The following is a 14,463-nucleotide window of genomic DNA, read 5'->3' as shown; positions in this document are numbered from 1 at the left end:
ATTTATATTATTGGTTGGTTTAATTCCTTGTTCAAAAACTTCGCAGTATAACTCGTTTTATGTTTGGAAACTTCTTCAGGAGAACCAATAGCTAACACTTCGCCACCATTTTTACCACCTTCCATACCGATGTCAATAATAGTATCGGCAAGCTTGATAACATCCATATTATGCTCAATAATTAACACCGTATTTCCTTTATCAGTAAGTTTATTTAAAACATTCATTAACACCCGAATATCTTCAAAATGCAAGCCCGTGGTAGGTTCATCTAAAATATAAAAGGTGTTTCCTGTATCTCTTTTTGATAATTCGGAAGCCAATTTAATACGTTGCGCCTCACCACCAGAAAGCGTGGTGGATTGCTGCCCTAAAGTGATATATCCTAAGCCGACATCTTTAATGGTTTTTAATTTTCGATGTATTTTAGGAATCAACTCAAAAAAATCAGTTGCTTGATCGATGGTCATATTTAAAACATCAGCAATTGATTTTCCTTTATAGCGAATTTCTAAAGTTTCTCTATTAAAACGCTTCCCTTGACAGGTTTCACATTCCACCTGAACATCGGGTAAAAAATTCATTTCAATAACACGAACACCACCACCTTGACAGGTTTCACAACGTCCGCCTTTTACATTAAAACTAAAACGCCCAGGTTTGTAGCCTCTAATTAATGCTTCGGGAGTTTTAGCAAATAAACTTCTAATTTCGGTGAACGTTGCCGTATAAGTTGCGGGGTTTGAACGTGGCGTTCTACCAATTGGCGATTGGTCGATGGCAATTATTTTATCAATATGTGCTAAGCCTTCAATTTTTTTGTAGGGCATTGGTTTTTTTACACCATTATAAATATGTGCATTTAAAATAGGATATAAAGTTTCATTAATTAAGGTCGATTTTCCACTACCAGAAACTCCGGTAACGCAAATCATTTGTCCTAAAGGAAATTGTACCGTAACATTTTTTAGGTTATTCCCCGAAGCTCCCGAAAGTTTAATAAAGTTTCCGTTGCCTTTTCTACGTTCTTTAGGTACGGCAATTTTCTTTTTCCCTGTTAGATAATCAGCTGTTAAAGTAGCTTGTTTTTTTAAATCTTGATAGGTTCCTTGGCTGACAATTTCGCCTCCAAAAATTCCTGCTCCTGCGCCAATATCTAGTACAAAATCGGCCTGTTCAATCATATCTTTATCATGTTCGACCACTAAAACAGAATTTCCAATATCACGAAGTTTTATAAGCGATTTTATCAATTTTTCGTTATCTCGTTGATGTAAACCGATACTTGGTTCATCTAAAATATACAAAACACCCACCAATTGCGACCCAATTTGAGTAGCTAATCGAATGCGTTGCGCTTCACCACCCGATAATGATTTTGAGGTTCTATCTAAGGTTAAATAATCCAAGCCAACATCTAATAAAAACTGAATTCTTGTGCGAATTTCTTTGATTATTTCAGAAGCAATTAAGCGTTGTTTTTCTGATAAATCATCCTCAATATTTTCAAACCAAAGGGCAAGCTCGGTAATATCCATTTGTGCTAAATCGCTGATATTTTTATCGGTAACTTTAAAATGAAGCGCTTCTTTTTTTAATCTTTTTCCCTCGCAATCTGAGCAAGTAACTTCATCCATAAAATCTTTTGCCCAGCGTTTTATAGTCGCACTTTCGGCATTTTTATATTGATTTTCTATAAAAGCGATAATTCCTTCAAAATCAATTTCATAATTTCGAGTTACACCAAGTTCTTTCGAATTTATTTCGAATTTTTCATTTCCTCCATGTAAAATAATGTCGATCGCTGTTGCTGGAATTTTATTTATTGGATCGGTCAATTTAAAATTATGCCTGTCGGCAATGGTTTGGATTTGTTTAAAAATCCAACTACTTTTTTGAGTTCCTAACGGAATAATCCCACCATTTTTGATAGAGATATTATCATCAGGAATTAATTTTTTTATATTAATTTGATCGGTAATTCCTAAGCCGTTACACTTTAAACAAGCTCCTTTTGGGGAGTTAAAAGAAAATGAATTTGGTTCGGGGTTCGGGTAGGCAATCCCTGAGGTTGGACACATTAATTCACGACTAAAATAACGAGGTTTATCATCAGCATCAACATCAATTACCATTAAAATATTATCACCTGCATATAAAGCAGTTTTAATAGTCTCTTCTAAGCGTTTTTCTGATTTTTCATTAACCACCAACCGATCAATAACCACTTCAATATCGTGGTTTTTGTAACGGTCAAGTTTCATGCCTTTTTCAAGCTCTTTTATTTGACCATCTACACGAACTCTAACAAAACCTTGCTTGGCAATTTGCTCAAAAAGCTCGCGATAATGTCCTTTTCTACTTCTAATTAAAGGCGCTAAAACAGCAATGCGTTTTTCGTTAAAATCTTTTAAAATCAATTGTCTGATTTGTTCATCAGAATAACTGACCATTTTTTCGTTGGTATTATACGAGTAAGCATCCGAGGCACGAGAAAATAACAATCGTAAAAAATCATAAATTTCAGTAATTGTTCCTACTGTTGAGCGCGGGCTTTTATTCGTAGTTTTTTGTTCGATAGCAATTACGGGCGATAAACCATCAATTTTATCAACATCGGGGCGTTCTAATCCGCCTAAAAACTGCCGTGCATATGCCGAAAAAGTTTCAATATATCGGCGCTGTCCTTCGGCATAAATAGTATCAAAAGCAAGCGATGATTTCCCGCTACCGCTTAGCCCAGTAATAACCACGAGTTTTTCACGAGGAATTTTAACGTCAATGTTTTTTAAGTTGTGAACCCTAGCTCCGTAAACTTCAATATATTCTTGTTTTTTCAAAAGTGCTGTTTTTACTAAATTAAGCCCAAATTAAACCCTAATTTAAACCAAAGAAGCAAAGTTACAGAAACCAAATTTATTTTAAAGCCGATGTTATAAACAAATGGCTGTAAATTGGTATCTTGCAGTTAAAACAAGTTAATATGAAACTCATTCATGCGGTGCGTCATTTTTTTGAACGCCATGGTTTTGCGGTATCTTCTCGCTTTGCCGATAAATTAGGAATGCGTGCCACCAATGTGCGGTTATTTTTTATTTACATATCATTTGTAACCATCGGTTTATCGTTTGGCGTGTATTTAACGCTCGCTTTTTTATTGCGATTAAAAGATATGATTTACACCAAACGAACCTCTGTTTTTGATTTATGATAAAGAGCCTCTTTAAATCAAAATTATATAAGGCGGTTTTATTCTCGTTACTTATTTTACTAATAGGAATAGTCGGGTATATGTGGCTATTTAAGTATTCTTTTATTGATGCTTTATACATGACTATAATTACCATTACCACTATTGGTTTTGGTGAAGTTCATCCGTTCGGAACTGGCGAAAAAATATTTACGATCGGTTTAATAGTATCGAGTTTATTTACCTTCGGATATGCCGTTTCGTTATTTTCAGAATATTTAATAAGTGGGCAATTTTTTGATCAATTAAAAACAAAAAAAGTGCAAAAAAAAATTGAAAAATTACAAGGGCATACCATTGTTTGCGGGTATGGAAGAAACGGAAAACAAGCTATTTCAAAATTACATAGCTACAATCAAAAATTAGTAGTTATTGAAAAGTATGACGATATTATTAAAGAATTAGACGAACATGAAATTTTAAATATTCAAGGCGATGCTACTACCGATGAAGCATTGCTAAAGGCAGGGATTTTAAATGCCGATTATTTAATAACGGTTTTACCTTCAGATGCCGACAATTTATTTGTGGTATTAACCGCTAGTCAGTTAAATAAAAAATGTAAAATAATTAGCAGAGCTTCGGAAGAGTCATCTTGCAGTAAACTTAAAATTGCAGGGGCCGATAATGTAATTATGCCCGATAAATTAGGCGGTGCACACATGGCGTCATTAGTGGTAACTCCTGATGTTATTGAATTTGTAGATCGGTTAACTATAGAAGGCGACACGACGGCTAATTTGGAAGAAATACAGATTGATAACCTGCCTACAGAATATTTAAATAGAACAATTTTAGATTTAGATATACGAAAAAAAACAGGCTGTACCGTTATCGGATATCGCAGAAAGAACAAGGAGTATATTATTAATCCGGAAGCCTCTTTAAGTCTTAAAGCTGGGGGAAGTTTAATTGTGTTAGGTCGTCCTGAGCAAATTATTAAGCTAAGGGAGTTATTTTAATGAAAAGTAAAATGAAAAAAGTAGTTATTACAGGAAGTAATGGATTGTTAGGGCAAAGTTTGGTTAATTTATTATTAGAAGAACCACAAAAATATCAAGTAATTGGTTTTTCGAAAGGAAAAAATAGAAGCGGAAGAACCGATTTTGAATATAGTTCTATTGATATTACAGATAAAAAAAACCTATTAAAAAATTTAGAAGAATATCAACCAGATGTTATTATAAATACCGCTGCAATGACAAACGTTGATGCTTGTGAAACCAATAAAACAGCCTGCGATCTTTTAAATATTGATGTCGTTGATACTTTGAGTTTTTTTTCATCAGCTAATAACACACACTTGATTCACATATCTACCGATTTTATATTTGACGGTAAAAAAGGCTTTTATAAAGAAACTGATGCACCAAATCCTGTTAATTATTATGGAATATCAAAATTAAAAGCAGAGCAAATTTTAACCCAATCAAACATAGATTACACCATTCTTAGAACTGTTTTAGTGTATGGAAAAGTTTTTGATATGTCGCGAATTAATATTGTGCTTTGGGTAAAAAAATCATTAGAAGATAAAAAAGAAATTACCATTGTTAATGATCAGTACCGCATGCCAACCTATGTAGATGATTTGGCACTTGCCTGTAAATTAGCACTCGATAAAAAAGCCACAGGAATTTTTAATATTTCATCAAACACATTGTTGAGTATTTATGAAATAGCCCAGCAAATAGCAGTAGTTTTTCAGTTAGATAAAAGCCTAATTAAGCCTATAAAAACAAGTGAATTACAGCAGGCGGCAACAAGACCCTCTAAAACAGGTTTTAACCTAAAAAAGACTACTGAAGTATTGCAATTTTATCCAAAATCATTCCAAGAAAATTTACAGAAATTTAAAGAAAAACTAACTTAAAGAGTATATTTAACGCACAAAAACTTGTTGAAAGTACAATTTTTTATGATATTGCGAATTACAAACTAAAAATAAACATATTTATATGAATAAAAGACTTCTTACATTGTTATTATTAATAATACCGATGTTCACGTTCGCACAAGAAAAAGGTTTAGCTGAAAAGATAAATGAAGGGTTTAAACCTGTTGCTGATGCTTGGGGTGGTTTTGTTTTTTACTCAATAGAATTAGGAGGAGGAGTAAAAATGCCTCTAGTAATAATAATGTTATTAATGTCGGGGTTAATATTTACAATATTATTCAAATTTGTAAATATCCGATTATTTCCAACTTCTATAAACATTGTTAGTGGAAAGTATGACGAAATTGACCATGTAACAACAGATGTTATGGAAGGAGATCCAACACCAGGAGGTGATGCGATTGAAACCATTAGAGTAGAAGGAACAGAAGGAGAAGTATCTCACTTTCAAGCGTTAACAGCAGCACTTTCAGGAACTGTTGGTTTAGGTAATATTGCAGGGGTAGCGGTGGCGTTATCATTAGGAGGACCAGGAGCAACTTTTTGGATGGTTATAGCAGGTTTAATAGGAATGTCATCAAAATTCGTAGAGTGTACTTTAGGAGTAAAATATAGAGATGTAGGCGAAGATGGTACCATTTACGGTGGACCGATGTATTATTTAAGAAAAGGATTAGCCGATGTAGGTAAAAGTACTTTAGGTAAAATATTAGCCGTTATTTTCGCTATTATGGTTGTTGGTGGTTCTTTTGGAGGAGGAAACATGTTTCAAGCAAACCAAGCAGCACAGCAATTTGGTAGTATGATTGGTTCAACAGATTTATCAACTGCTTTAACATTCGGTATTGTAATGTCTGTTTTAGTAGGTGTTGTAATTATCGGAGGAATTAAAAGAATTGGAAATATTACAGAAAAAATCGTACCTTTTATGGTAGGAATTTATGTGTTAGCTGCTATAATTATTTTAGTTGCTAAGTTTTCGTTAATAGGAAACGCTTTCGGTCAAATTTGGGATGGCGCTTTTAATGCAAAAGGAATTTCAGGAGGTATATTAGGAGTGTTAATTATTGGTTTTCAAAGAGCAGCATTTTCAAACGAAGCAGGAGTTGGGTCGGCAGCAATTGCCCATTCAGCAGTAAGAACAAAATATCCAGCATCAGAAGGTTTAGTGGCTTTATTAGAGCCTTTTATTGATACCGTTGTGGTGTGTACCATGACCGCTTTAGTAATTATTATTACCAATAGTGATGGAAGTATTATGACCTACGGAACAAAATCTCCAGACGGTGTTTTGGCAACCTCAAAAGCATTTGCTTCGGTAATTCCTTGGTTTCCTTACGTATTAACAATGGCGGTAGTATTGTTTGCTTTTTCAACCATGTTATCATGGTCTTACTACGGATTACAAGGATGGATGTTCTTATTTGGTCGTTCAAAAGCAGCCGATTATACTTATAAAATATTATTTTGTTTATTCGTAATTATTGGTTCAGCAGCAAGTTTAGGAGCGGTAACAGATTTTTCTGATGCAATGATTTTTGCCATGGCAGTACCAAACGTAATTGGATTGTTTTTCTTATATCCAAAGGTAAAAGAAGAATTAACCATTTATTTAGATGCGATTAAGGCAAAAAACTTATAGAATTTATAAGATTTTAAAGCGTTTTTATTACAGCTAAAAAAACATAAAAATGAAATTATTTAAATCCCATTTCTGGTATCACAAACGCCAAAGAAATGGGATTTTCTTTTTATGCCTTATCCTTTTTATCCTTCAGATTATCTATTTTTACCTTTATTTTTCTTCGGATAAAAAAACAGCTACAACTTCAACAGAAATACGTGCTTTTCAACAAAAAATAGACAGTTTAAAAACAATTGCTTTAGCAGCTAAAAAACCAAAAACATACCCTTTTAATCCCAATTATATTACCGATTTTAAAGGAAGTAAATTAGGTATGAGTCTGCTAGAAATTGATAAATTACACGCGTACAGAAAACAAGGTAAATTTGTGAATTCAGCAAAAGAATTTCAACAAATAACAAAAGTATCAGATAGTTTACTCGGTAAAATTTCGCCGTATTTTAAATTCCCAGATTGGGTACTAAAACGCAAAAAAGAAGCAGCAAAAAAAAGACGCACTTCAAATTATTCTGATTTTTCTACTGTAAATTTTTCAGAGAAAGCTGCATCAAAAACAGCAAAACGAATCGTTAAAATCAATATAAATACTGCTTCATTTAAACAAATATTAAAAATCCCTCATATTAATTACCAGCTTTGTAAAAAAATTATGGAATACCGAGAAGAAGTTGCAGAACTTCAAGATATATCAGAAATAAAAAATATCGCTCAATTTCCAATTGATAAATATGATAGAATAGTTTTATATTTGAAAGCAGAATAAACAAACAATAAACGCATATACAATTATGAACAATATGTACTTTACTGAAGAGCACGAATCTTTTCGTGAAAGTTTTAAAAGCTTTTTACAAAAAGAAGTAGTTCCTCATATAAATAAATGGGAAAAAGATGGAGCTGTAGAACGTTTTATTTGGAAGAAATTTGGTGAAATGGGTTATTTCGGATTAAATCAGCCAGAAGAACATGGCGGTTTAGGTTTAGATCTTTTTTATACCGTAATTTTTTTAGAAGAATTACAGAAAGTAAACTCAGGAGGTTTTGCCGCTGCAATGTGGGCACACGCTTACTTGGCAATGACACATTTAAATAAAGAAGGAGACGCTCGTATAAAAAAAGACTATTTAACACCAAGTATTAACGGCGATAAAATTGGCTGTCTATGTATTTCAGAACCTTTTGGCGGAAGCGATGTTGCAGGAATGCGTACTACGGCTGTTAAAAAAGACGATACCTATGTAATTAACGGTTCAAAAACATTTATTACCAACGGAATATATTCCGATTATTTGGTGGTTGCTGCTAAAACAAATCCGCAGGAAAAACATAAAGGAATGAGTATTTTTATTGTTGATAGAGATACTCCAGGAATATCAGCAACTAAATTAGACAAACTAGGATGGAGAGCATCCGACACCGCCGAAATTGCCTTTGATAACGTGGTAATTCCTGCTCAAAATTTAATGGGCGAAGAAGGAAAAGGATTTCCTTATATTATGCAACATTTCGCTTTAGAGCGTTTAATTATGGCAATTAACGCCCATGCAAGAGCCGAATATGCGGTTGATTATGTGTTGCAATATATGAGTGAAAGGCAGGCTTTTGGTAAAACTTTAGACAAGTTTCAGGCGCTGCGTCATAAGGTGGCAGAAATGGCATCAAAAGTTGATATGTGTCGAGAATATAATTATTCGATTACAAAAAGACTCAACGATGGCGTTTACGTAGTAAAAGAGGCGAGTATGAGTAAAATGCTATCTACTAAAATGGCGGATGAAGTAATTTATGATGCCTTGCAATTATTGGGTGGTTATGGGTATATGGAAGAATATCCGTTGGCACGTTTGTTACGCGATAGCCGTTTAGGTCCTATTGGTGGCGGAACTTCAGAAATTCTAAAAGAGATTATCGCTAAAATGATTATCGATAAAAAAGAGTATAAGCCGGTAACCTAATTTTTGAATTACTATAAAAAAGATGTTTTGGGCATTCCCTTGCAGGTCGCGCTTTCCACTATATCTTTTTTATAAAAAATAAAAAAGGATGCCGTTTCAATCGCTAATGCGGTAACCAACTTTAAAATAAGTATAAAAATAATTGTAGATTAAAATAAGACTCAGTACATTTGCAGTCCTAAAAATAAAAATTTAGAGACTACAATGAAGGGAGGTGCTAATATATGTTAATTATTCCAATTAAAGAGGGAGAGAATATCGATAGAGCGTTAAAACGTTACAAACGAAAGTTTAGAGATGTAAAAATCTTAAGACAACTACGTGATAAAAAACAGTTCAATAAACCGTCTGTTGTTAAACGTGCTCAAATGAAGAAAGCGTCTTACGTTCAAGGACTAAGAACTAAAGAAGAAGTAAGCTAGAAATAGTTTATTAATTTACAGAACCTGTATTGATTAATTTCAATGCAGGTTTTTTTTGTACCTTTATTTTTCAAAAGCTGTTAGAGTAGCAGCATTAAAATATTAAAATAGGCTTTATGCTACTAACAGCTTTCTTAGACTACCTAGAACACGAAAAAAACTATTCAAAAAACACGATTAATGCCTATCGGATAGATTTACTTGGTTTTAAAGATTTTTGCATCACCGAATTTGACCAAGAAGATTTGGCAACTATTCATTACAATCAAATAAGAACCTGGATCGTTTCACTTATTGATGCTCAAATATCAAACAGAAGTGTAAATCGAAAAATGAGTTCTTTAAAAACATTTTATACTTTTTTGCAAAAAATAGCCGCCATTGAAAACAATCCAATGGCAAAACACAAAGCATTAAAAGTTCAAAAAAAAATACAAACACCTTTTGATGTTGATGAAATACAGGAAGTAATTGCGCTTTTAAGTGAACCTGATAATTTTGAATCGGTAAGAAATAAATTAATTGTAGAATTGCTCTACTCCACAGGAATGAGGCGAATTGAAATGATTAATATTAAAGAAAAAGACATCGATTTTAGCAAACAAGCCATAAAAGTACTAGGTAAAAGAAATAAAGAACGCTATGTAATGCTGCTTTCAACAGTACTAAAAACGTTAAAGGAGTATTTAATTTTAAAGAAAACATACGAGGTAGCAGGGGAAGAAGCACTTTTGATAACTGAAAGAGGTGCTAAAATTTACGAAAAACTTGTGTACCGAATAATAAATGTGTACTTTAGTAAAGTGTCTACGAAAGCAAAAAAAAGCCCACATATATTAAGGCATGCTTTTGCTACACACCTATTAAACAACGGTGCGTCGTTAAATTCGGTTAAAGAATTACTAGGACATTCAAGTTTAGCCTCGACCCAAGTGTATACGCATAGCAGCTTGGAGCAAATAAAAAAAGTGTATAATAAGGCTCATCCTAGAGAGTCAAAATAAAGATTGGAAAATTATGAAAGTATTCACACAGTCAGTAAACTTTACAGCAGATAAAAGTTTAATCGATTATATTGAAAAGAAAATTGAAGGTTTAGAAAAGTTCCATGATAAAATAGTTGATGCAGAAGTATATTTAAAAGTACAAAAAGCTAGCGAGAAGGAAAATAAAATCACGGAGATAAAAATAAACATACCAGGTGATGAATTTATGGTTAAAAAACAAACCAAAACCTTTGAAGAGGGCGTAAACATTGCTATTGACTCTTTAAAAAGAAGCTTAAAAAAGTCAAAAGAGAAGCAAAGAAGCACCTTGGTTGAATAAAAAAATAAAAGTTTTTTAAAAAAAACTTCAAAAAAGTTTTAAAATATAGAAAATACTTTATACATTTGCAATCCGTTAGAAATAGCGGATTGTTTTTATTGACAATTAAAAGCCGATGTAGCTCAGCTGGCTAGAGCAGCTGATTTGTAATCAGCAGGTCGTGGGTTCGAGTCCCTCCATTGGCTCAATAAAACAAAAGTTCATTATTTATTAAGTACCAAAAAAAAATAGGGGAGATACCAAAGCGGCCAACTGGGACGGACTGTAACTCCGTTGTCTTACGACTTCGCAGGTTCGAATCCTGCTCTCCCCACTTTTTTAAAACTGATTAGTCAATAGTTAAGCTTCAACTTTTGATTATTGATGAAAGGTTTTAAAAATACGCGAAAGTAGCTCAGTTGGTAGAGCGTCAGCCTTCCAAGCTGAATGTCGCCAGTTCGAACCTGGTCTTTCGCTCTAAAACTACGCCGGTGTAGCTCAGTTGGTAGAGCGCATCCTTGGTAGGGATGAGGTCATCGGTTCAAATCCGATCATTGGCTCTTTTTTAGAGTTTTTTTGAAAAAAGATTTAAAGTAACACTAAATATTTAACTAAAGAATTAAAATTAATATCATGGCAAAAGAAACTTACGATCGTTCGAAGCCCCACTTAAACGTTGGAACTATTGGTCACGTAGATCACGGTAAAACTACATTAACTGCTGCTATCACAAAAGTATTAGCTGATGCAGGATTCTCTGAAGCTAGAGATTTTGATCAAATCGATAATGCACCAGAAGAAAAAGAGAGAGGTATTACAATTAACTCTTCTCACGTTGAATATGCAACTCAAAACCGTCACTACGCGCACGTAGACTGTCCAGGTCACGCGGATTACGTAAAGAACATGGTAACAGGTGCTGCTCAAATGGATGGAGCTATTTTAGTAGTAGCTGCAACTGATGGTCCTATGCCACAAACACGTGAGCACATCTTATTAGGTCGTCAAGTAGGTATTCCTCGTATGGTTGTTTTCTTGAATAAAGTTGACATGGTTGATGATGAGGAGTTACTTGAGTTAGTAGAAATGGAAGTAAGAGAATTATTATCTTTCTATGAATATGATGGAGATAATGGTCCTGTAGTTTCAGGTTCAGCTTTAGGAGCTTTAAATGGTGAAGAAAAATGGGTTAACACTGTTTTAGAATTAATGGCTGCTGTTGATGCTTGGATTGAAGAGCCTTTAAGAGAAACTGAAAAGGATTTCTTAATGCCGATTGAAGATGTATTTTCTATTACTGGTCGTGGTACTGTTGCAACTGGTCGTATTGAAACAGGGATCATCAATTCTGGTGATGCTGTAGATATTATCGGTATGGGTACTGAGAAGTTAGCTTCTACAGTTACTGGTATTGAAATGTTCCGTCAAATCTTAGATAGAGGTGAGGCTGGAGATAATGCAGGTATCTTATTAAGAGGTATTGCTAAAGAAGATATTAAAAGAGGAATGGTAATCTGTAAGCCAGGTTCTGTAACTCCACACGCTAAGTTTAAGGCTGAGGTGTATGTATTGAAAAAAGAAGAAGGTGGACGTCACACTCCATTCCATAATAACTATCGCCCTCAGTTTTACGTACGTACTACTGATGTAACAGGAAATATTTTCTTACCTGAAGGTGTAGAAATGGTTATGCCTGGTGATAACTTAACTATTACAGTTGAATTAATCCAACCAATTGCATTAAACTTAGGTTTACAGTTTGCTATCCGTGAAGGTGGTAGAACAGTAGGTGCAGGTCAGGTTACTGAAATTTTAGACTAATTTATTAGTTTATATTATAAAAAAGGAGTCTCTTAAATGAGAGACTCCTTTTAAAATAAAATACGGACGTAGTTCAGCGGTAGAGCACTGGTCTCCAAAACCAGCTGTCGGGAGTTCGAATCTCTCCGTCCGTGCATAATTAAAGCGAGTTATAATGATAAATTGTAACTCGCTAAAAGGATAACAAAATGAATAACTTTATACAATACATCAAAGGTTCTTTTGAAGAATTAAATACAAATATGACATGGGCTTCTCGTGAAGAAGCACAAAAGTCTACTGTAATTGTTGCGGCGTTTACAATCGTTTTTGCTTTAGTCGTAGCAGGAGTAGATAAAGTTTTTCAAACAGGATTAGATAATTTCTTTAAAATGTTTTAATGATGGCTGACTCAGTAATGAAGTGGTATGTGGTAAGAGCTGTTGGTGGTCAAGAGAATAAGGTTAAAACTTATATTGAGACAGAGATCGCTCGTTTTGGTTTGTCTGATTTTGTAAGTAAAGTTATCGTTCCTACAGAAAAAGTTATTCAAGTAAGAAACGGAAAGAAAGTTAACAGAGAAAGAGTTTATTTTCCTGGATATGTAATGGTAGAGGCTAATTTAGCCGGAGAGGTACCTCACGTGATAAAATCAGTAACAGGCGTTATTGGTTTTTTAGGTGAAACAAAAGGTGGTGAACCGGTACCGATGCGTAAATCAGAGGTAAACAGAATGTTAGGGAAAGTTGATGAACTTTCTGTAAAAGATGAAAATATTGCAATTCCTTTTAATACTGGTGAAACAGTGAAGGTAATTGATGGTCCTTTTAATGGTTTTGACGGTATTGTTGAGAAAGTTAATGAGGAAAAGCGTAAGTTAGAAGTAATGGTTAAAATTTTCGGAAGAAAAACTCCATTAGAATTAAACTATATGCAAGTAGAAAAAATATAATCGTTACACCTATATTTAGATGTGTTTAAAGCTTCCATTTTAAGCATATCGTTTTTAAATCTTAAACAATGGCAAAAGAAATAAGTAAATTAGTTAAACTACAAGTTAGGGGAGGTGCTGCGAATCCGTCGCCACCAGTTGGACCCGCTTTAGGTGCTGCCGGTGTTAATATCATGGAGTTCTGTAAGCAATTTAATGCTCGTACGCAGGACAAGCAAGGTAAAGTTTTACCTGTTGTGATTACTGTTTATAAAGACAAATCTTTCGAGTTTGTTGTAAAAACACCACCAGCTGCAGTACAATTGTTAGAAGCGGCCAAAATTAAGAAAGGTTCGGGAGAACCAAACAGAAAAAAAGTAGCAAGTGTTTCTTGGGATCAAATTCAAGTAATTGCAGAAGACAAAATGGTAGATATGAATGCCTTTAAAGTCGAGTCAGCAATGAAAATGATAGCCGGAACCGCTCGTTCTATGGGATTAACAGTAACAGGTAATGCACCTGCTTAAACTTTAAAAGATATTTAGAAATGGCAATTACTAGAAAGCAAAAAGAAGCTCGTTCTAAGGTAGATAGCTCTAAAGTTTACAGCTTAAACGATGCAGCAACCTTAGTTAAAGAAATTACAACTGTAAAATTTGACGCGTCTGTTGATTTAGCAGTGCGCTTAGGAGTTGATCCTCGTAAAGCAAATCAAATGGTACGTGGTGTTGTAACATTACCTCACGGAACAGGAAAAGACGTGAAAGTATTAGCATTAGTTACTCCAGATAAAGAAGCAGAAGCTGTTGCAGCTGGTGCAGATTATGTTGGATTAGACGAATACCTTCAGAAAATTAAAGGAGGTTGGACTGATGTTGATGTGATTATAACTATGCCTAGTGTTATGGGTAAGTTAGGTCCTTTAGGTCGTGTTTTAGGACCAAGAGGTTTAATGCCTAACCCAAAAACAGGTACAGTAACTATGAACGTTGCAAAAGCAGTACAAGAAGTTAAAGCTGGTAAAATTGACTTTAAAGTTGATAAAACTGGTATTGTACATGCTGCAATCGGAAAAGTATCTTTTGATGCTCAGAAGATTCAGGAAAATGCAAATGAGTTATTACAAACGTTAGTTAAATTAAAGCCAACAGCGGCTAAAGGAGATTATATAAAGAGTATATTTATGTCTTCAACTATGAGTCCTAGTATTGCTGTAGATGAAAAATCTATATCATTATAGGCACTTAAACTTTTAATT

The 14,463-nt window shown here is 34.0% G+C and carries 15 protein-coding genes and 5 tRNA genes; 19 read left to right on the top strand and 1 reads right to left on the bottom strand.

The genetic code is table 11. The features are described from left to right. Positions 1–2 precede the first annotated feature (2 nt). Positions 3–2,840 carry an excinuclease ABC subunit UvrA gene (uvrA, locus tag DPIF8902391_RS05435; protein WP_058885609.1) on the bottom strand — a complete coding sequence of 946 codons (2,838 nt, stop codon included), beginning with the start codon at positions 2,838–2,840 and terminating at the stop codon, positions 3–5. 143 nt (positions 2,841–2,983) lie between these two features. Between uvrA and DPIF8902391_RS05430 the strand changes: the two genes are divergently transcribed. The 19 genes from DPIF8902391_RS05430 to rplA all read left to right on the top strand — a co-directional run bounded on the left by DPIF8902391_RS05430 (position 2,984) and on the right by rplA (position 14,445). Next, complete coding sequence (locus tag DPIF8902391_RS05430) at positions 2,984–3,211, top strand: hypothetical protein (protein ID WP_058885608.1); 228 nt, start codon at positions 2,984–2,986, stop codon at positions 3,209–3,211. Then, on the top strand, positions 3,208–4,212 hold the full coding sequence (locus tag DPIF8902391_RS05425; protein ID WP_172505246.1) for a potassium channel family protein: 1,005 nt from the start codon (positions 3,208–3,210) through the stop codon (positions 4,210–4,212). The genes DPIF8902391_RS05430 and DPIF8902391_RS05425 overlap by 4 nt, the downstream gene beginning before the upstream one ends. Positions 4,213–4,223: 11 nt before the next feature. Continuing rightward, positions 4,224–5,123, top strand: coding sequence for an SDR family oxidoreductase (locus DPIF8902391_RS05420; RefSeq protein ID WP_058886292.1), 900 nt, complete (start codon positions 4,224–4,226; stop codon positions 5,121–5,123). An 85-nt stretch (positions 5,124–5,208) separates the two neighbouring features. Beyond that, positions 5,209–6,789: an alanine/glycine:cation symporter family protein gene (locus DPIF8902391_RS05415; RefSeq protein WP_058885606.1), complete on the top strand. Its 1,581-nt coding sequence runs from the start codon at positions 5,209–5,211 to the stop codon at positions 6,787–6,789. A 49-nt stretch (positions 6,790–6,838) separates the two neighbouring features. Then, positions 6,839–7,555: a helix-hairpin-helix domain-containing protein gene (locus tag DPIF8902391_RS05410; protein ID WP_172505245.1), complete on the top strand. Its 717-nt coding sequence runs from the start codon at positions 6,839–6,841 to the stop codon at positions 7,553–7,555. A 25-nt stretch (positions 7,556–7,580) separates the two neighbouring features. After that, complete coding sequence (locus tag DPIF8902391_RS05405) at positions 7,581–8,747, top strand: acyl-CoA dehydrogenase family protein (protein ID WP_172505244.1); 1,167 nt, start codon at positions 7,581–7,583, stop codon at positions 8,745–8,747. Between the two features lie 224 nt (positions 8,748–8,971). Continuing rightward, complete coding sequence (gene rpsU, locus DPIF8902391_RS05400; protein ID WP_028888499.1) at positions 8,972–9,169, top strand: 30S ribosomal protein S21; 198 nt, start codon at positions 8,972–8,974, stop codon at positions 9,167–9,169. Between the two features lie 116 nt (positions 9,170–9,285). Then, on the top strand, positions 9,286–10,173 hold the full coding sequence (locus tag DPIF8902391_RS05395; protein ID WP_144430062.1) for a tyrosine-type recombinase/integrase: 888 nt from the start codon (positions 9,286–9,288) through the stop codon (positions 10,171–10,173). 13 nt (positions 10,174–10,186) lie between these two features. Next, entirely contained in the window at positions 10,187–10,495 is a 309-nt protein-coding gene (locus DPIF8902391_RS05390) for an HPF/RaiA family ribosome-associated protein (RefSeq protein ID WP_058885602.1), read from the top strand. 111 nt (positions 10,496–10,606) lie between these two features. After that, positions 10,607–10,680: transfer RNA gene (locus DPIF8902391_RS05385), tRNA-Thr, on the top strand. 45 nt (positions 10,681–10,725) lie between these two features. Next, positions 10,726–10,808, top strand: a tRNA-Tyr gene (locus DPIF8902391_RS05380). A 70-nt stretch (positions 10,809–10,878) separates the two neighbouring features. Then, positions 10,879–10,951: transfer RNA gene (locus DPIF8902391_RS05375), tRNA-Gly, on the top strand. A gap of 10 nt (positions 10,952–10,961) precedes the next feature. Beyond that, a tRNA-Thr gene (locus DPIF8902391_RS05370) sits at positions 10,962–11,034 on the top strand. Positions 11,035–11,107: 73 nt separating this feature from the next. Continuing rightward, entirely contained in the window at positions 11,108–12,295 is a 1,188-nt protein-coding gene (gene tuf / locus DPIF8902391_RS05365; RefSeq protein WP_058885601.1) for an elongation factor Tu, read from the top strand. Positions 12,296–12,357: 62 nt separating this feature from the next. After that, a tRNA-Trp gene (locus DPIF8902391_RS05360) sits at positions 12,358–12,429 on the top strand. A gap of 54 nt (positions 12,430–12,483) precedes the next feature. Next, positions 12,484–12,675 (top strand): preprotein translocase subunit SecE, encoded by a 192-nt coding sequence (secE, locus tag DPIF8902391_RS05355; RefSeq protein WP_058885600.1) that lies wholly within the window; start codon positions 12,484–12,486, stop codon positions 12,673–12,675. Between the two features lie 2 nt (positions 12,676–12,677). Beyond that, positions 12,678–13,226, top strand: a complete 549-nt coding sequence (gene nusG / locus DPIF8902391_RS05350; protein WP_058886291.1) for a transcription termination/antitermination protein NusG — start codon at positions 12,678–12,680, stop codon at positions 13,224–13,226. Positions 13,227–13,294: 68 nt separating this feature from the next. Further along, entirely contained in the window at positions 13,295–13,732 is a 438-nt protein-coding gene (gene rplK / locus DPIF8902391_RS05345) for a 50S ribosomal protein L11 (protein ID WP_058885599.1), read from the top strand. A 20-nt stretch (positions 13,733–13,752) separates the two neighbouring features. After that, positions 13,753–14,445 (top strand): 50S ribosomal protein L1, encoded by a 693-nt coding sequence (gene rplA / locus DPIF8902391_RS05340; RefSeq protein WP_058885598.1) that lies wholly within the window; start codon positions 13,753–13,755, stop codon positions 14,443–14,445. The last annotated feature ends 18 nt before the right edge of the window (positions 14,446–14,463 follow it).

The sequence above is a fragment of the Tenacibaculum finnmarkense genomovar ulcerans genome (assembly GCF_900239495.1).
GTDB lineage: Bacteria > Bacteroidota > Bacteroidia > Flavobacteriales > Flavobacteriaceae > Polaribacter > Polaribacter ulcerans.
This window is presented reverse-complemented; position numbering and strand designations above follow the sequence as displayed.

Bases quoted from the DNA above. Each gene is read 5' to 3' on its own strand.
- DPIF8902391_RS05390 (WP_058885602.1), top strand. From the start codon at position 10,187: ATGAAAGTATTCACACAGTCAGTAAACTTTACAGCAGATAAAAGTTTA.
- DPIF8902391_RS05395 (WP_144430062.1), top strand. From the start codon at position 9,286: ATGCTACTAACAGCTTTCTTAGACTACCTAGAACACGAAAAAAACTAT.
- rplA (WP_058885598.1), top strand. From the start codon at position 13,753: ATGGCAATTACTAGAAAGCAAAAAGAAGCTCGTTCTAAGGTAGATAGC.
- tuf (WP_058885601.1), top strand. From the start codon at position 11,108: ATGGCAAAAGAAACTTACGATCGTTCGAAGCCCCACTTAAACGTTGGA.
- rplK (WP_058885599.1), top strand. From the start codon at position 13,295: ATGGCAAAAGAAATAAGTAAATTAGTTAAACTACAAGTTAGGGGAGGT.
- secE (WP_058885600.1), top strand. From the start codon at position 12,484: ATGAATAACTTTATACAATACATCAAAGGTTCTTTTGAAGAATTAAAT.
- DPIF8902391_RS05430 (WP_058885608.1), top strand. From the start codon at position 2,984: ATGAAACTCATTCATGCGGTGCGTCATTTTTTTGAACGCCATGGTTTT.
- DPIF8902391_RS05425 (WP_172505246.1), top strand. From the start codon at position 3,208: ATGATAAAGAGCCTCTTTAAATCAAAATTATATAAGGCGGTTTTATTC.
- DPIF8902391_RS05410 (WP_172505245.1), top strand. From the start codon at position 6,839: ATGAAATTATTTAAATCCCATTTCTGGTATCACAAACGCCAAAGAAAT.
- DPIF8902391_RS05405 (WP_172505244.1), top strand. From the start codon at position 7,581: ATGAACAATATGTACTTTACTGAAGAGCACGAATCTTTTCGTGAAAGT.
- DPIF8902391_RS05415 (WP_058885606.1), top strand. From the start codon at position 5,209: ATGAATAAAAGACTTCTTACATTGTTATTATTAATAATACCGATGTTC.
- DPIF8902391_RS05420 (WP_058886292.1), top strand. From the start codon at position 4,224: ATGAAAAAAGTAGTTATTACAGGAAGTAATGGATTGTTAGGGCAAAGT.
- nusG (WP_058886291.1), top strand. From the start codon at position 12,678: ATGGCTGACTCAGTAATGAAGTGGTATGTGGTAAGAGCTGTTGGTGGT.
- rpsU (WP_028888499.1), top strand. From the start codon at position 8,972: ATGTTAATTATTCCAATTAAAGAGGGAGAGAATATCGATAGAGCGTTA.